Here is a 16868-nt window from a genome sequence, read left to right as displayed (position 1 = left end):
CGCAGGATTTTGAACAGACCTTGTTCCGACCCCTGGTTGCTGGCCACGATGGCCTTGCCGCCGGCGTCATTGCGGAACGCATGGGTGTTTCGCCCACGAATGTCTCGTTCCACCTCAAGGAACTGGAACGGTCAGGCCTGATTATGCAGAGGCGGGAGTCGCGGTCGATCATCTACAGTGCGAGCTACGAAGCCCTGGCAGACCTAGTCAATTTCCTGATGGACGATTGCTGCTCCGGACATCCGGCCATTCGAGAGAATGTCGAGCGGTCCGGAGCGTGCTGTTCTACTGACACAACATCCCCCGAGGGCTCCGTCGTTGCATAAGAACCGCGTACCTGCGGGGATCGTCTCCGCTCTCGGCCTCACACAGATCATCGGTTACGGAACTCTCTACTACAGCTTCAGCATCCTCGCGCCGGGCATGGCCGCGGATCTCGGTCTTACGCTGGCTGAGGTGTTCGGAGTGTTTTCCGCGTCCCTGTTCATAGGCGGCCTTTCCGCCACCTATGTCGGTCGGCAGATGGACAGGATCGGCGCCGCAACCGTCATGACGATCGGCTCCGTGCTTGCCGCTCTGACATTGGCGCTCTGCGCATGGTCGCCATCCATCGCCATCTTTGCCGTCGCCATCATCCTGCTCGAGATATCGTCCGGAATGGTGCAGTACCAAGCTGCGTTCGCGGCACTGGTCGAGAGCGATCCGCGATCTGCATCCCGCAGCATCACCTATTTGACCCTGATCGGCGGCTTCGCGTCGACGATCTTCTGGCCCATCTCGGCGGCACTGTCCGGATACCTGTCCTGGCGCGAGATCTACCTCGTCTTTGCAGGCTTGAACCTGTTCCTCTGCATGCCGCTTCACTACTGGATCATGCGCGTAGGGAAAACGGCGGTGAACGTCGATCCGGCCGTCCGCACGCGCGAAACGGTCGTCGGCGCTGTTGCACCGCATGCGAGACGTCGGGGCATGATCCTCGTCTCATTTGCCTTCGCGTTGCTGGGCTTCACGCTGGCGGCGATTCTCGCCCACATGGTGCCGATGCTCGGATCGATCGGGCTTGGCGCAGCGGCCGTGGTGATCGGGTCACTTTTTGGTCCCGCGCAGGTGTTGAGCCGCCTGATCAACATGATCTTTGGGAAAAGCCTGTCTCCACCGGCACTTGCAGTTCTTTCCGCAGTGTTGATCGTACTGGGCGTCTTGATCCTGCTGGCGACCGGCAACTGGCTTCCAGGCGCCGTCGCGTTCGCGATCTGCCTGGGCTTGGGCTCCGGCATCAACAGCATAGCACAGGGCAGCCTGCCGCTCTATCTGTTCGGGTCGAACGGCTATGGTGAAGTCACTGGCAAGATGGCGGCAGCCCGTCTGGCCGTCGGAGCAGGCGCTCCCTTCGTCTTTGCGGCAGCCATGGAGCACATCGGCCTGAACTTTGCGCTGATAGCAAACGCTTGCCTCGGAGCGATCAGTATCGCTGCATTTGTCGCAGTGGCGGCGTCATCGAGGATGGAGCCTAAAATTGCTGCTAATAACACCTGACGCTGTGCTTGTCCTGAAATCAACGGAACTATACTAAATTAGCAATTTCCTGGATTGCATGAAGGGCGCCACGTGTCAGACACAGTAGACAGTCTCGGACGAAGGAAACTCGCTTCTGCGTTCGCGGGCGGCGGAATCATCGGTGTTCTGGGCGGCCTTATCGGACTGGGCGGCGCAGAGTTTCGTCTTCCCCTTCTGATCGGATGGTTCAACTTCGCAGCGCTCGAGGCCGTGATCTTGAACAAAGCTATGAGCCTCGTCGTCGTCGCGACCGCGCTGCCCTTCCGGGCTGCGACAGTTCCATTCAGCGCAATCGCGGATCACTGGTATATCGTTGTCAACCTGCTTGCGGGAAGCCTTGCCGGCGCGTGGGTGGGAGCCGCGTGGGCAACCCGCCTCCGGTCCGAGACGTTGTACAAGGTGATGGCGATCCTCCTGGTCGCAATCGCGATCGTCATGATGCCGTGACCGATCAACCGCTTCTCCAGGGGTGGGCGCAGGTGGTAGCAGGGATTGTCGTCGGCTTCCTGATCGGAGTTGTCGCCTCTCTCCTGGGAGTCGCAGGAGGCGAGCTTCTCATTCCGACACTCGTTCTGCTATTCGGCGCTGACATCAAGCTCGCGGGCAGCTTGTCGCTTGCGGTGAGCCTGCCGACCATGATCGCCGGCTTCTCTCGTTATAGTCGCGACAGCAGCTTTTCGGTCCTTGGACAAAACAGGACCTTCCTTCTGGTGATGGCCGCCGGATCCACGATTGGAACCTTCGTCGGGGGCCTTCTACTTGGGCTGGTCGCAAGCGCGGTGCTCCTGCCCGCGCTCGCAGTGATCCTTCTAATTTCAGCCGTTAAGGTGTGGCGGCATACGTAATCAGATCGATTTCAGCGAAACCCGCTTTTCAAGCTCCGCCGCCTGTTCCTTCCGTTCGCTGTAGCGCTCTGTCAGATAGGGCGAAGCATCCCGGGTCAGCAGCGTGAACTTGACCAGTTCCTCGCACACATCGACCACGCGGTCGTAATAGGAGGATGGTTTCATCCGGCCATCGGCGTCGAATTCTTGGTAGGCCTTGGCAACCGAGGACTGGTTGGGAATGGTGATCATTCGCATCCACCGCCCCAGAATCCGCATCTGATTGACGGCGTTGAACGACTGGCTGCCACCGGACACTTCCATGACGGCCAGCGTCTTGCCCTGTGTCGGCCGCACGGACCCGATCGACAAGGGGATCCAGTCGATCTGCGACTTCATGATCCCGGTCATGGCGCCATGGCGCTCGGGACTGACCCACACCTGGCCTTCCGACCATTCCGATAGCTCACGCAGCTCCTGTACCTTCGGATGGCTGACGGGAGCCTCGTCGGGAAGCGGTAGTCCCTTCGGATCGAAAATCCGCACTTCGCACCCCAGCCTCTCCAGCAGCCGTTGAGCTTCCAACGCAAGCAGACGACTGTACGACACCTCGCGGAGCGATCCGTAGAGGATCAATATCCGGGGTTTGTGCGTCGAGAAGGCCGGACGAAGGGCATCGAGATCTGTTTGATGCAGATGCCGCTCCTGCAATGCGGGAAATGTATTAGACAATGCGCTTTCCTTCCTCGTCGAGGATCTGCTCGCCGTCTTCCTTGCTGAACGGACCCTTGAACGCATCCGCTGGCAATATATCGAGCACGACCTCAGATGGGCGCGACAACCTTGTCCCCATCGGTGTGATAACGAAAGGCCGGTTGATCAGGATCGGCGTTTCGATCATCGCATCGAGAAGCTGGTCGTCGCTCAGCTCCGTATTATCAAGGCCGAGCTCAGCGTAGGGTGTGCCCTTCTCGCGGATGGCGCCGCGAACAGTGAGACCCGCATCCGAGATCATTTTTGCGAGCTGCTCGCGGCTGGGTGGGGTTTTCAGATATTCGATGACAGTGGGTTCGATACCAGCATGCTGAATGAGCTCAAGCGTGTTACGCGAGGTGCCGCAAGCAGGGTTGTGATAGATTGTGACGTCCATGATCTAAGTCCTTTGAGAAATCTCGTTGCGGGAAACGGCAGGGGCCGATTCGTACCAGCCCTTCGAACGGTTCACGATCCAGACGACCGAGAGCATGACCGGCACTTCGATCAGCACGCCAACGACGGTGGCGAGCGCTGCACCCGACTGGAAGCCGAAGAGGCTGATCGCGGCAGCGACGGCAAGTTCGAAGAAGTTGCTGGCGCCGATCAGTGCGGATGGTCCGGCGACGCAGTGCCGCTCGCCCGACATGCGATTGAGGATATAGGCAAGTCCGGAGTTGAAATAGACCTGGATCAGGATCGGGACTGCCAGTAGCGCGATGATCGTTGGCTGAGCAATGATCTGCTCACCCTGAAAGCCGAAGAGCAGGACGAGGGTTGCGAGAAGTGCCACGAGTGAAAGCGGCTGCAGGGTCTCCAGCATCCGGTCGAGGCGAGCGGATGTTCCGCCTGTGGTCAGACGGCTTCGCAGAACCTGCGCGATGATGACGGGCACGACGATGTAGAGCCCGACGGAAATCGCCAGCGTATCCCAGGGGACGGTGATGGCGGACAGACCGAGCAGAAGGCCGACGATCGGCGCGAACGCAATGATCATGATGGCGTCGTTGAGCGCCACCTGGGAGAGCGTGAACAATGGCTCGCCCCGCGTCAGGTTCGACCAGACGAACACCATGGCGGTACAGGGGGCCGCAGCGAGGATGATCAATCCGGCGATATAGGAATCGATCTGGTCGGCTGGCAGATAGGGCCTGAACAGCCAGCCGATGAACAGCCAGCCAAGAAGCGCCATCGAAAACGGCTTCACCGCCCAGTTGATGAAGAGAGTGACGCCGATACCGCGCCAGTAGCTGCCAACCTGCGCCATCGAGCGGAAGTCGATCTTGATGAGCATCGGAATGATCATCAGCCAGATAAGAATGGCGACAGGAATGTTCACCTTCGCAATTTCAGCTGCACCGATGACCTGAAAAACGCCGGGGATGAAATGGCCGAGCGCAATCCCGACCACGATGCACAGTGCGACCCAAACGGTCAGATATCTTTCGAACGTCGACATCAGGCGGACTTTCCTTGCGCATTGGTGGTTCCCTCCATCGTCCCGATCTGCCGCAGCCGTGTTTCGAGGGCCAGGCGATCGATCGATGCGAGAGGGAGACTGAGGAATGCCGTGATACGGTTCTTCAAGAACCGTGCGGCCTGGGCAAATGCGCGCTGGATTTCGACTTCGGATCCCGTAACGGCGGCCGGATCCTCGACACCCCAATGGGCTGTCATCGGGTGACCGATCCATACCGGGCAGGCTTCACCGGCGGCGCTATCACACACGGTGAAGATGAAATCCATTTGCGGCGCACCCGGTTCGGCGAACACGTCCCAGCTTTTGGAAGAAAAGCCCGTCGACGGGTAACCGAGCGCAGCGAGCTCTTTGAGTGCGTGCGGATTGACTTCGCCCTTTGGCTGACTGCCAGCAGAATAAGCATTGAAGCGGCCGCCACCTTCCTTGTTGAGGATGGCTTCGGCGAGAATAGAACGAGCGGAATTGCCCGTGCACAGGAAGAGCACGTTATAGGTCTTGTCGGTCATATCTGTGATCCGTGGTTAAGTCGGCGGTCGGATAAATTTCATGATGGTCGCCGATGATGGGCAAAGAGAGGAAAGCTGCCGGGTCGCGAGCACTGCTGCCGGCAGATTTTCCCGTTGAACCTGGATAAACTCGAGGCGGGCGAAAAAAGACGATGCGTTTGTGGTCGCAAGAAAAACATCACTGCCCGCCTCGACAGTCGCCAGAACCGCCGAGACGGCCGCACTGCCCAGACCTTCTCCTCTCAGACCAGGCAGAACAACAACCGACCTGAGAAGCTGGTCACCCTCACATGCCTGGAGACCCGCAAAACCGACTGCCTTGCCGTCATCGGAAACGATCCTGAAAAAGGCGCGTCCCTCGTCTTCGGTGTCATCCGTCGGCAAATCGGCACTTAGAAGCGCTTGTCTGAGATCGAGATCGCTCCCGTCCACGCGTTCGATACTGAGCGCACTCATGCCAGACTGTCCTGTGAGGCCGGAGTACAGCAAGGCGTAAGTTCGGCAATGAGTGGAGCACACAATTCGGCCGAACCGCCGCAGCAATCCTTCAAAAGGAACAGCGTCATGTCACGAAGCTGTTCGATTTCGGCGCGATACATGATGATCCTGCTATGCCTTTGCGAAGACACGAGCCCTGCCCGCGACAGAATGTTCAAATGCGCCGACATGGTATTTTGCGGCACCACAAGCGCACGCGCTATATCGCCGGCCGGCAGTCCTTCCGGCGCGTGTTGTACGAGCAATCGAAAAGTCTCAAGACGGGTTGGTTGCGCGAGCGCCGCAAGGGCGAGAATTGCCTGTTCCTGTTCCATATATCCAGATTACTGGAAATGTGGACGAAGTCAACAGTTTTGTCGGTCTAAAACCTACCTACCGTTTCATCAAGACGGGAGCGAAGCTATGCCACACCGATTGGACCGGTCGCGCGTCGCGCATGAAGTACCTTTATTCCAAGCTCACACAATCACCTTCCGTACCGCGGCAGAAATCCATTCGGACAGGACTACTGTAGCGAGAATCATGATGAAGATCGTCGTCACTTGGGGCCACGCCAACATGTTGAGGGAGGACTGAAGCTTGAGGCCGAGCCCGCCGGCGCCAACCAGGCCAAGGATAGCTGATTCCCGAATGTTGATATCCCAACGAAACACGGTAATCCCGAGGAACGATGGCAGGACTTGAGGCACAATCGCGTAGTCGATCACCTGCATGCGGCTTGCGCCGGTTGATGATACGGCTTCAACCTGCGTCTGGTCGATTTCCTCAATGGTTTCATAAAGAAGTTTGCCGACGAAGCCTATCGACCGCAAAGCGATCGCGATGATGCCTGCGAGCAGGCCAGGCCCGAGAATCGAGACAAGAAGCAATGCCCAGATCAGCGAGTTGATGGAGCGTGAGGCGACGATTAGAAAAAGCGCGATTGGCCGAAGCACGAGCAGGCTCGGCGTCGTGTTGCGTGCAGCGAGAAACGCGATCGGAACGGCCAGCAAAGTGCCGGCCAGCGTTCCGAGCGTTGCCATATTAAGCGTGTCCCAAAGAGGAGCAATAAGCTCGCTCAAATAGAACAGACGAGGCGGAAAGGCGCGGCTGAGAATGTCGCCGCCTTGGCGGGGAGCATCGTAGATGAAGGCCCAAATCGTGTCTTTTGTCATGATCTGCCAGCAGAACACGAAAAATGCTACGAGCATCAGCCAACCGATCCACTGGATTAGCTCGCGCCTTGGTGTGAGCTTACGCCATGTGTTGTTGCCGTCGAGAGAGTGTGAAACTGGCATTATTGAACCCGCTTGCGGATAAGGCTCGAGCCGAATTCGGCGAGCATGACGATGACGATGATGAGGATCAGCACGGCACCCGCGCTATCGTATTCGTATCGATCGATCGACGTGTTGAGCGTTGCACCAATACCACCTGCCCCAACTATACCGATGACAGCGGATTCACGAAAATTGATGTCAAACCGGTAAAGCGAAAGTCCGATAAGTCTCGGCATCACTTGCGGTTGGACTGCATAATTGACGAGTTGCAGCCACGATGCCCCGGTGGCACGGATGGCCTCGACCTGCCATTCATCGATTTCTTCGATAGCATCTGCAAGCAGCTTTGCGATGAAGCCGATCGTCGCGAATGTGAGTGTCAGGAAGCCGGCAAAGGGGCCGAAGCCGAACATCGCGACCAACAGGATCGCGATGATGATTTCCTGGAAAGCGCGCGAAGTAGCAATAATCGAGCGACACGCGTAGTAGACTGGCGCTGGCGCGAGATTACGTGCGCCTCCCATGCCAATCGGAATGGAAACAAGAATCCCGGCAATTGTGGAGGTCACAGTCATCGTCAGGCTCTCTTCAAGTCCCTGTGCGATGTCGCGCCAGCGCGTGGAGAAATCCGGGACCAGAAAACCTTGGAGGAAACGCCAGCCGCGCTCGAGACCTTCGTAGGCACGGGCCCAGTTTACGTCGATGGTTGCCACGGCAGCAACGACGTAAATCAGCAAACCACCATAGACCAACCAACGCATAGCCTTGGATTTGAGGAACATTGGAGGTCGCCGCCACCTTGCCGGATAGCGCGTCGAAACGACCTCGGCCATCAGAAGGCTCCCGCCATGCGCTCTTCCGCCCGTTCGCGTTCAACCAAGGCCAGACGCTCGTCTTCGGCGTCATCCTGAGCTTGCATTTGCATGGCAACCCAGTCCTCTTCGCCGTAGATGCGGGTGAGTGCAGCTGTGTCGAGTTGATCAGGCGTGCCGTCGAAGACCACTTCACCGGCGCGCAGGCCGACGATCCGTTGCACGAACGCCTGGGCCAGCAGAACGTCGTGTATGTTGATGACGGCCGGCAAATTGCGCTCCCGGCAAATCTCGACGATCAGCCGCATGATCTGCCGTGAGGTCTTGGGGTCAAGCGAAGCTGTCGGCTCATCGACAAGAAGCAGCTCGGGGTCTTGCTCCAACGCTCGTGCAATCCCGACGCGCTGACGCTGACCGCCTGAAAGAGCATCGGCGCGCTTGTCGGCGTGAGCCGTCAAACCAACGCGATCCAGAAGCGCAAATGCGTTCTGTACGTAGTCGGCGGGGTAGCGACGTAAAAAGCTGCGCCAGAAGGGCACATAGCCGAGCCGACCGGAGAGCACGTTTTCCATCACGGTCAGCCGCTCAACCAGAGCATATTCCTGGAAGATCATGCCAATACGACGGCGAGCGACCCTGAGATCAGACCGCGACAACGCGGTAACATCGCGTTCGCCAAGAAAGATTTTGCCGGCCGTTGGTTCGATAAGACGGTTCACGCAGCGGATGAGGCTTGACTTACCGGCGCCTGAGGGACCGATCAGCCCCACGACCTGGCCGGCAGGAATCTGCAAGTTAATCCCGTTCAGCGCCTTGTCACCTGTTTTGTAGGTTTTCGTGAGCCCCGTAATCCTGAGCATGATCGTTCCCCGCCTTCACACATGAGTAAGCGCCGGGTCGCGAATACGACCCGGCGCCTATTGGTCAAACGTGCTTATTTGCACTCGTAGGTGACGCCGTTGGCTTCATCGATCTGACGAACGACAGACCAGTTTTCCTTGAAGGAGATCGGAATGAAGCTTTCCTGCGGCGGCTCCGAGGTCTGGAACTCCTTCAAGAGCGCCGAACCTTCCCAGTCATAGGAGAAGAAGGCATCCTTGATCTTTTCCTGCAGTTCCGGGGTCAGATTGTGGGCCACGCCATAACCCGTGGTCGGAAACGTCTGCGACTTGAAGATTGAGACAATATGGTCTGCCTTGACGACATCACGGGCGATCATGCGCTTCATGACGGAATTGGCGACAGCCGCAGCCGGGTAGTCCTTGTTGGCGACGCCGAGGACCGAATTGTCGTGCTTGCCGGAGAACACCGGCTCAAAATCCTTACCTGCCTCGAGCTTGTACTCGGACTTCAACAATGCCGAGGGTGCCTTGAAACCAGAATTGGACGTCTCAGCGGTGAAGGCCAGTTTCTTGCCCTTCACGTCTTCGATCTTCTCAACCCCAGAGCCTGGATAGGTGATGATCTCCATTTCATAGCCGAAGGCGCCGTCCTTCGAAGCCATCATCGCGAACGGCCGGAACCCGGCGCAGGCGACAGCGATCGGATTCGAGCCAGTATTGAAGCCGGAAACGTGCAGGCGACCGGCGCGCATGGCTTCGATCTGAGCCGCATTTTCCTGAACCGGGAAGAACTGAACCTTCTTGCCTGTCTTTTCCGCGAGGTGATCGAGGAAGCCTTTCCAGACATCGGCGTAAACGGCCGGGTCTTCGACCGGGGTGTAGGCGAATACCAGCGTATCCGGGTCCACAAGCTGGCTGGCATCGGTCGGAATGTCGGCGACCATATCGCCGTCGGCGTCCGCGTAACGAGCGTCGAGTTTGAAATCCGCCTGGGCAGGCATTGCAAATGCTACGGATATCGCCAGTGCGGCCACGAGCTTTTTCATCAGGTTCTCCATCGATCCAAAACAGACACCCGCTTATTCGGCACTTGCGCTACAGAAATATGACAGAACTGCACATTTCCAGAAATACGGATTTATTGGCGCCCGCCAAGGGAACGCAACTTGCTCAACTGAACGAAAATCTATATATCCAGACTTATGGAAAAATCAGCTATCGTAGAGGCGTTTGCAGCCATCGCGCAAACCACCCGACTTGATGCACTGCGTCTTCTTCTGGATCATTCGCCGGAGGGATTGCCCTCAGGCGACATCGGAAGACTGCTCGACATACCTCAAAATACGATGTCGTCTCATCTTAACGTGTTGAAGCGCGCCGGACTGGTCCAAACCCAACGCGTTGGCACCACGATAATTTATCGGCCGAATACCGAACTTGTCTGGAGGCTTGTCGAGTTTTTGGCGACTGACTTCACCCCGTTGGCTGGCAGAACCTCTTTGACGAGAATCGAGCCAGACCAACAGGTCCCAAGAATATTTAATGTGCTTTTCCTATGCCGCGCAAATTCTGCCAGATCGATCATGGCGGAGGCCATTCTACGCAAGATGGCGCCAATGCGGTTTGCGGCGTTCTCTGCGGGAAATCTTCCCGCAAATGCGGTGCATCCAATGACACTCGCAACACTCCGGAAGATGGACTGTCCGGTCGAGAACCTAAAACCCAAAAGCTGGGACGAGTTCAAGGGTCTTAACCGTGTCTCTATGGATTTCGTCTTCACCGTTTGCGACACACTGACGGGGGAGCAATGCCCCTCCTGGCCCGGTCAGCCTTTTACAGCGCACTGGGCTATCGACGATCCTGCGCTTGCTGAGGGAACTGAACTGCAAAGGCTTGCCGCCTTTCGCCGGGCAGCAGACGCTATCGCCAACAGGCTCTCAGTCTTCACGGCACTTCCGATTGAGTCGATCGACAGGATGTCCCTTCAGACGCAGTTGAAGGCAATCGGAAACAGTCCACGCTGATCGCTATTACTGCAGGCCGTAGCCGCAGCCGCGCACAGTACGGATTGCGTCTCCCTTGCTTCCGATGTTCAAGGACTTCCGCAATCTTTTGATGCTGACATCAACGATGCGTTCGTCCCGGCTCGTGTCGTTCCATACCATCTCGAGAATTTCGCGCCGCGAAAAGAGCCGAGACGGTTCTGTCAGCATCGTCTGCAGGAGACGATATTCCGTCGGACCAAGGTGAATCTCCCGTCCCTTACGCGAAACCCTGTGCGTTTCGAGGTTCAGGGATATCTCGCGATGGTTCAAGATCCTGGTCGTCTTCGAGCATGAACGCTCAAGGAGCGCATTGCTGCGAGCCAGAAGTTCCTGAACGGAAAAGGGGCGCGGCAAGTAATCGTCGGCTCCGGCATCAAAAAGGGGCTTGGGCAGCGCCTCTCCGCCCAAGACAATAATCGCCAACTGCCTTCTTCGCACATGGGCTCGCATTTTCATAAACGACTGACGGAGATTGGTCGCACGGCTTACCGAATCGACGACGACCAGATCTGGTTGTCTCTCCGCGACCATACGTTCACACTGCTCGGCCAGTCCACATACCCCGGCGATATAACCTTCCTCGCGGAAGCTTGCTTCCAGGATCGAGCCAACGCCAATATCTTCCTGTACGATAACGACGCTCGGCATGAAGCCTACTCCATCGCAACAACAGTTTCGGCGCGAGGGCGATCAATCGAAACATCATCGCCCGTCACGATGTACTCGACGGTCTCAGCGAGATTGGTAGCATGATCTCCGACCCGCTCGAGGTTCTTGGCGCAGAAAAGGAGGTGAGCGCACAATGTGATCGAGCGCTGGTCTTCCATCATGTATGTCAGGAGTTCTCGAAAGAGGCCGTTATAGAGTACATCGATGTGCTCGTCCTGGAGGCGGACTTGAGATGCCGTCTTCGCGTCGTTGTTCTGGAAAGCATCGAGCGCGCCAGCCAGCTGCATTTTGGCGGCTTCGGCTAGTGTGCTGAACCCGGCAGAGACAACGCCCCTGTTAAGTGAGGCATCCATGATTGCTGCGCGCTTGGCGATGTTCTTCGCGAGATCGCCTACACGCTCCAGGTTTGATACCATGCGCATCGCGCCGACGATCCGTCTCAGGTCGTTCGCGACGGGTTGGCGCCGAGCAATGATTTGCACAGCCGCCGTTTCGGCGGTTCTCTGCATCGCATCGAGTTGAAGGTCGGCTCTTACGACCTCATCTGCCAGTGTCTTGTCATTGCCGATGAGAGCATTGACGGACTTGTCGAGGAGCGCGGCAGCAATTCGCCCCATATCGGATACTTGTCCGGTCAGGTCCTGTAGTTCTTCGTCGAAAGCTCGAATAGTGTGATCCATCGTCATGTTTCCCCCTCAACCGAAGCGTCCGGTGATGTACTGCTGCGTTTTCTCATTCTGCGGATTTGTGAAGAACTCATTCGTCGCGTTGTACTCGGTCATCTCGCCGAGGTGCATGTAGGCGGTGTATGTCGATATCCGCGCTGCCTGCTGCATGTTGTGCGTGACGATGACGATCGTGTACTGGTCTCGCAATTCAGCGATAAGCTCCTCGATTTTTGCGGTGGCGATCGGGTCAAGGGCCGATGTCGGTTCGTCGAAGAGAATGATCTCTGGGTTGGGGGCAAGCGTACGAGCGATGCACAGACGCTGCTGCTGACCGCCGGACAGACCATAAGCCGATTGATGGAGGCGGTCCTTTACTTCATTCCAGAGAGCGGCACCCTGGAGAGCCTGCTCAACCCGCTCATCAAGCAGGGCTTTCTTTGCGATACCGCGAACCCGCAGACCCGCCGCCACGTTCTCGTAAATTGACTTTGGAAAGGGGTTCGGTTTCTGGAAAACCATCCCGATGCGCAACCGGATCAGGATCGGATCGATTCCGGTCGAGACCAGATTTTGTTTTTCTGGCAGCAGTTCGATCGCACCTTCATACCGGTTGCCCGGATAAAGATCGTGCATGCGATTGAACGATCGCAGCAATGTGCTCTTGCCGCAACCGGACGGCCCGATCAAGGCGGTCACCTGCTTGTCGGCGATCGGAAGGTTAACCTTCTTTAGAGCGTGAAAGTCCCCGTACCAGAAATCCAGATCCCTCACCTCAGCGCGCAGTCGTTCTGGATGGATCAATATGTTGCGCTTGGAGCTGGATTGCAGTCCCGCTTTCGCAGGCCTCACGGCAGTGGTTGTATCGTTCATTTTTTGTCCGATCTCAGTTAAAGGCCGAGCTTGCGTCGAAGCCGGAAGCGTATCCAGATGGCGATGGCATTCATGCCAAGCGTCATGAACATGAGCACCACGCCAGTGGCCGCCGCGTTGACGTGGAACGCTGCCTGCGGCCGCGATATCCAATTGAACATCTGGATGGGCATCACGGTGAATGGCGCATTGAGCCAGTCAAAGTTGATGAAGGGAAAGCTTGCGCCGACGGGAGAAGGCGGCAGGAAGGCGATAAATGTAAGGGCGCCGATCGTTATGATCGGTGCGGTTTCCCCGATAGCGCGAGACAATCCGACGATTGCACCAGTTAGAATCCCAGGTCTTGCAGCCGGTAGAATGTAGTGCCACATCGTCTGCCATTTGTCGGCCCCGAGGCCGAAGGCACCTTCGCGGATTGTCTGCGGTATCGCCCGGATGGCTTCTCTCGTTGCAACGATGACGATCGGGAGGATCAGCAATGCCAGCACCATACCGGCGACAAGCACCGTACGGCCGAGATCCGCGAGATAGACGAAGAAGCCAAGTGCGAGCAAACCGTAGATAATCGACGGCACGCCGGCGAGATTCGTGACGTTGATCTCGATGACGTCAGTCAGCCAGTTCTTCCTGGCGTACTCTTCCAGATAGAGGCCCGCACCCACACCGAGCGGAATTGCCAGTAGCGCCGTGACGAACATGACGAGGCATGTCCCGACCCAAGCCGAAAGAATGCCTGCGCTTGCCGGGCGCCGCGACGGAAACTCCGTCAGGAAGGCGTAGTCGATGCGTCCAAGGCCATCATAAAAGAGATCGGCGATGAGCGCGATCAAAAATGCCATCACCACGAACAGGATGACTAGGCCCATGCTGGCAAAGACAAGGTCGTTTCGCCTTGCGCGACTGACAAGTAGAGCCTGCGGATCCTTGTCCTGAAGTACGATAGGGCTGTCGGCGCTGATAGTCATCAGTAAGCCTCCCGGAAGCGACGGCGAAGAAAGAAGCCGATGATGTTGAAGAACAGCGTCAGGACGAAGAGTGCGAGGCCTGCTGCGAAAATGGTTTGGTAGGCTAGCGAGCCGTGAGGCAGGTCACCGAGACTCATCTGCACGATGTATGATGTAATTGTCGCTGCACCTTCACGAGGATCGGCCGTCAGATTCGGATTCTGACCTGCAGCGATAGCAAGAACCATTGTTTCGCCAACCGCCCGTGACATGCCCAGAAGATATGCGGCAGTTATGCCGGAGAAGGCTCCTGGAATGATCACCTTGAAAGAGGTCTGCAGCCTTGTCATGCCCAAGGCATAGGCCCCTTCCCTCAGCGAAGCAGGAACCGCTCGCATGGCATCTTCGCTGATCGAGACGATGTAGGGCATGATCATGATGCCGAGCACGATCCCCGGAGCAAGGAGATTGAAACCCGTCAGCCCGGGTATGAACGTCTGGAGGAGCGGCGTGATAAACAAAAGAGCAAAGTAACCGAAGACGACAGTCGGGACGCCACCAAGCAATTCCAGCACCGGCTTTACGGTTTCGCGGACGGCCGGGCGCGCATACTCACTGAGGTAGACGGCGAGGCTAGTTCCCAAGGGGATGGCAATCAGGATCGCGATCCCCGCGGCCCAGAGTGTCGCTGTAAGAAGCGGCAAAATGCCATATCGCGGCTGCGAAAAGACCGGCGTCCATTCCGTATCCGTGAGGAAGGTCCACAAGGACACTTCAGTGAAGAAATTCCAGGACTCACTTACGAGCACGTAAATGATTGCCGCGGTCACAAACACCGAGAGTGCGGCGGACAAGAAAAGCAAGACGCGCATCGTCAGGTCGATGAAACGTCGGCGTTTCAGAAATGCTTCGCTTGGATGATAGGCGTCGAGCGTCGTTGACATCTTGTTCTCCGGAATCAGCAGCCGCGATTGCGCGCGGCTGCTGGAACGATCGGGATTAGTTCGCTGCGTCTGCGACGAGATCGGTAACGGTGACGCCAACCTTGGACCCACCTTCGAAGTGGCTGCCGGTGACGCGCTTTTCGAACTTCTTCAGAGCAAGGCCAGCTGCTTCGGCAGGCAGGGCGACGTAGCCGACCTCGCTGACCAGTTCTTCCTGGTTCTTGGCGTCGAACAGGAACTCGGCGAATGCGCGCACATGTTCCTTCTCGTCGGCCGCCTTCTTGGAAGCGTAGTAGAACAGCGGACGGGTAAGCGGCTGGTAGGTGCCATCGGTTGCTGTCTCGATCGACGGCGCTACACACGAACCGTCGGCCTGCTTGATTTCGACAGCCTTCACCTTGCCAGCATTCTCGGTCAGATAGGCGAGACCCAGGAAGCCGATCGCATTCTTGTCGCCGCCGACGCCCTGGATCGTGATGTTGTCGTCCTCTGTCGCGGTATAATCACCGCGGCTGGCATGCTCTTTGCCGTTAATGGCGAACGTGTAGTAGTCGTAGGTTCCGGAATCCGTGCCGGCGCCGAAGAGGCCGAGCTTGGCGTCAGGGAATTCGCCGCGGACCTGGTTCCAGTTCGTGACCTTCCCCTGTGCTTCGGGTTCCCAAATCTTCTTCAGTTCCTCGACGGTCATGCACGTCGCCCAGTCGTTCGCCGGGTTTACGATCGTTGCGAGAGCATCGATTGCGACAGGCAGCTCGATGAATTCCACGCCGTTCTGCTTGCACAGCTCGATCTCGTCGGACTTGATCGGACGGGAAGCGCCGGTGATGTCGGTTTCGCCGCGGCAGAACTTCTTGAAGCCACCGCCCGTGCCAGAAGACCCGACGGTCACCAGCGTCTTGCCGGCTTGAGCCTTCTGGAACTCTTCAGCCATGGCTTCGGAAATGGGGAATACGGTGCTCGAGCCGTCGATCAGCACTGTCGGCGCCTGCTGCGCAAAAGACGGGGCAACGAGGAGGCTGAGAGTAACGATCGAAGCTGCGGAAGAGGCGAAGGCGGCGCGCGCCGGGCGAAAGGTTTTCGTGTTGTGTGTCATGACGACCCTCTGTGAATTCAGAAAAGCTGAACGCGACATCCGCGAACGCAGGGCGGTCATAGTATTGTTGGATGACAGTTTTATGTCAATCAAGTATAGTATGGTATATCCGGATAGATTGATATTTGAGCTGGAAGGTTTTTACTTGATTAACACATGATTTGACGAAAGATTATCCTGAATTTAACCGTAGAGATGCGTCGCTCATGATGCACCCATGATGGCGAGAGGTTTGCAGGATATCCCGAAATCCTCACGATGACAATCATATTTCCAGATTTCTAGATATTTTGCGTTTGTCACAAAACTGAAGCGTCACTGTAATAAATCGCCTGACAGCCGCGAAACTAAGGAGCGAAGCTGATGTCCCCAAAGGTCATGATCGTCGAAGACGAGGAAGCGCTGAGTGTTCTGCTCCGCTACAACCTCGAGGCCGAAGGATACCTTGTCGAGACAATCGGCCACGGCGAAGAGGCTGACATAGTTCTTCAGGAAAGCGTGCCGGATCTGCTAATTCTGGATTGGATGCTTCCCGGTGTATCCGGAATCGAACTTTGCCGCCGTCTACGCGCCAGACCAAACACGGAGCGGCTCCCCGTCATTATGCTGACGGCACGGGGGGAGGAGACAGAGCGTGTGCGGGGATTGGCGACAGGTGCGGATGACTATCTGGTGAAGCCATTCTCGACTCCGGAACTTATGGCCAGGGTGAGAGCTCTGCTGAGGCGTTCCAAACCAGCATTGATCTCGTCCATTTTGCGCTATGCTGACATCGAGCTTGACCGGGAAAGCCATCGTGTCCATCGCGAGCGCCGTGAAGTCAGGCTCGGTCCGACCGAGTTCCGTCTCCTCGATTTTCTCATGGCGTCGCCGGGGCGCGTCTTCTCCCGAGCACAGCTCCTTGACGGCGTTTGGGGTCACGATCTCTATGTAGACGAAAGAACGGTCGACGTTCATGTCGGCCGGCTCAGAAAAGCCCTTAACTTTGCCAACAAGCCAGACCTGATCCGGACCGTCAGAGGCGCCGGTTATTCAATGGATACAGGTTTGAATTAAAATTTCACCGCTCCCGGTCTGTGTCTGCACCCGTCCCGGATAGTTGCA

20 protein-coding genes and 1 pseudogene are annotated in these 16868 nt (G+C 57.2%); 5 read left to right on the top strand and 16 right to left on the bottom strand.

The features are described from left to right. Positions 1-20 precede the first annotated feature (20 nt). From GB927_RS25285 to GB927_RS25275, 3 genes and pseudogenes are all read left to right on the top strand, one after another. Complete coding sequence (locus GB927_RS25285; protein WP_369431717.1) at positions 21-326, top strand: ArsR/SmtB family transcription factor; 306 nt, start codon at positions 21-23, stop codon at positions 324-326. Beyond that, complete coding sequence (gene arsK, locus GB927_RS25280; protein ID WP_256119992.1) at positions 319-1536, top strand: arsenite efflux MFS transporter ArsK; 1218 nt, start codon at positions 319-321, stop codon at positions 1534-1536. Before GB927_RS25285 ends, arsK begins: the two co-directional genes overlap by 8 nt. Positions 1537-1608: 72 nt before the next feature. After that, positions 1609-2402 (top strand): annotated as a pseudogene (locus GB927_RS25275) (TSUP family transporter). Here GB927_RS25275 and arsH read toward each other — a convergent pair. The 10 genes from arsH to phnD form a co-directional block, all read right to left on the bottom strand. Beyond that, positions 2403-3179, bottom strand: a complete 777-nt coding sequence (gene arsH / locus GB927_RS25270) for an arsenical resistance protein ArsH (protein ID WP_234189481.1) — start codon at positions 3177-3179, stop codon at positions 2403-2405. Continuing rightward, a complete protein-coding gene (gene arsC, locus GB927_RS25265) occupies positions 3106-3531 on the bottom strand; it encodes an arsenate reductase (glutaredoxin) (protein ID WP_234189480.1) in 426 nt (141 codons plus the stop codon). The genes arsH and arsC overlap by 74 nt, the downstream gene beginning before the upstream one ends. Before the next feature lie 3 nt (positions 3532-3534). Continuing rightward, positions 3535-4593: an ACR3 family arsenite efflux transporter gene (arsB, locus tag GB927_RS25260; protein ID WP_234189479.1), complete on the bottom strand. Its 1059-nt coding sequence runs from the start codon at positions 4591-4593 to the stop codon at positions 3535-3537. Beyond that, the gene (locus GB927_RS25255) at positions 4593-5120 is read right to left on the bottom strand and encodes an arsenate reductase ArsC (RefSeq protein WP_234189478.1); all 528 of its coding nucleotides are present in this window, start codon (positions 5118-5120) and stop codon (positions 4593-4595) included. The genes arsB and GB927_RS25255 overlap by 1 nt, the downstream gene beginning before the upstream one ends. A 15-nt stretch (positions 5121-5135) precedes the next feature. After that, the gene (locus tag GB927_RS25250) at positions 5136-5576 is read right to left on the bottom strand and encodes a GNAT family N-acetyltransferase (protein WP_256119991.1); all 441 of its coding nucleotides are present in this window, start codon (positions 5574-5576) and stop codon (positions 5136-5138) included. Beyond that, positions 5573-5932, bottom strand: coding sequence for an ArsR/SmtB family transcription factor (locus tag GB927_RS25245; RefSeq protein ID WP_003518832.1), 360 nt, complete (start codon positions 5930-5932; stop codon positions 5573-5575). Before GB927_RS25245 ends, GB927_RS25250 begins: the two co-directional genes overlap by 4 nt. Before the next feature lie 144 nt (positions 5933-6076). Beyond that, a complete protein-coding gene (phnE, locus tag GB927_RS25240; protein WP_234189476.1) occupies positions 6077-6895 on the bottom strand; it encodes a phosphonate ABC transporter, permease protein PhnE in 819 nt (272 codons plus the stop codon). After that, on the bottom strand, positions 6895-7710 hold the full coding sequence (phnE, locus tag GB927_RS25235; RefSeq protein WP_234189474.1) for a phosphonate ABC transporter, permease protein PhnE: 816 nt from the start codon (positions 7708-7710) through the stop codon (positions 6895-6897). Before phnE (GB927_RS25235) ends, phnE (GB927_RS25240) begins: the two co-directional genes overlap by 1 nt. Next, on the bottom strand, positions 7710-8549 hold the full coding sequence (gene phnC, locus GB927_RS25230) for a phosphonate ABC transporter ATP-binding protein (protein ID WP_256119990.1): 840 nt from the start codon (positions 8547-8549) through the stop codon (positions 7710-7712). The genes phnE (GB927_RS25235) and phnC overlap by 1 nt, the downstream gene beginning before the upstream one ends. Before the next feature lie 74 nt (positions 8550-8623). Next, complete coding sequence (phnD, locus tag GB927_RS25225; RefSeq protein WP_046802475.1) at positions 8624-9577, bottom strand: phosphate/phosphite/phosphonate ABC transporter substrate-binding protein; 954 nt, start codon at positions 9575-9577, stop codon at positions 8624-8626. 156 nt (positions 9578-9733) lie between these two features. Here phnD and GB927_RS25220 point away from each other — a divergent pair, with 156 nt between their 5' ends. Further along, on the top strand, positions 9734-10555 hold the full coding sequence (locus tag GB927_RS25220; RefSeq protein ID WP_052760298.1) for a metalloregulator ArsR/SmtB family transcription factor: 822 nt from the start codon (positions 9734-9736) through the stop codon (positions 10553-10555). Between the two features lie 6 nt (positions 10556-10561). Here the strand turns inward: GB927_RS25220 and GB927_RS25215 are convergent, their stop codons facing one another. Genes GB927_RS25215 through GB927_RS25190 form a run of 6 tightly spaced genes read right to left on the bottom strand, consistent with a single transcriptional unit; the run spans position 10562 to position 15824 of the window. Then, complete coding sequence (locus tag GB927_RS25215) at positions 10562-11224, bottom strand: winged helix-turn-helix domain-containing protein (protein ID WP_046802477.1); 663 nt, start codon at positions 11222-11224, stop codon at positions 10562-10564. Positions 11225-11229: 5 nt separating this feature from the next. Further along, complete coding sequence (gene phoU, locus GB927_RS25210) at positions 11230-11931, bottom strand: phosphate signaling complex protein PhoU (protein ID WP_046802478.1); 702 nt, start codon at positions 11929-11931, stop codon at positions 11230-11232. A 9-nt stretch (positions 11932-11940) separates the two neighbouring features. After that, positions 11941-12783, bottom strand: coding sequence for a phosphate ABC transporter ATP-binding protein PstB (gene pstB, locus GB927_RS25205; RefSeq protein WP_082129097.1), 843 nt, complete (start codon positions 12781-12783; stop codon positions 11941-11943). Between the two features lie 17 nt (positions 12784-12800). Further along, entirely contained in the window at positions 12801-13748 is a 948-nt protein-coding gene (gene pstA, locus GB927_RS25200; RefSeq protein WP_046802479.1) for a phosphate ABC transporter permease PstA, read from the bottom strand. Beyond that, positions 13748-14671 (bottom strand): phosphate ABC transporter permease subunit PstC, encoded by a 924-nt coding sequence (pstC, locus tag GB927_RS25195; protein WP_046802480.1) that lies wholly within the window; start codon positions 14669-14671, stop codon positions 13748-13750. Before pstC ends, pstA begins: the two co-directional genes overlap by 1 nt. 55 nt (positions 14672-14726) lie before the next feature. Next, a complete protein-coding gene (locus tag GB927_RS25190; RefSeq protein ID WP_256119989.1) occupies positions 14727-15824 on the bottom strand; it encodes a PstS family phosphate ABC transporter substrate-binding protein in 1098 nt (365 codons plus the stop codon). Positions 15825-16127: 303 nt separating this feature from the next. Here GB927_RS25190 and phoB point away from each other — a divergent pair, with 303 nt between their 5' ends. After that, positions 16128-16820: a phosphate regulon transcriptional regulator PhoB gene (phoB, locus tag GB927_RS25185; protein WP_046802482.1), complete on the top strand. Its 693-nt coding sequence runs from the start codon at positions 16128-16130 to the stop codon at positions 16818-16820. The last annotated feature ends 48 nt before the right edge of the window (positions 16821-16868 follow it).

It is taken from the genome of Shinella lacus, assembly GCF_010994755.1.
Classification (GTDB): Bacteria; Pseudomonadota; Alphaproteobacteria; order Rhizobiales; family Rhizobiaceae; genus Shinella; species Shinella lacus.
The sequence above is the reverse complement of the archived record's forward strand: the minus strand, read 5'-3'. Positions and strand labels throughout refer to the sequence as shown.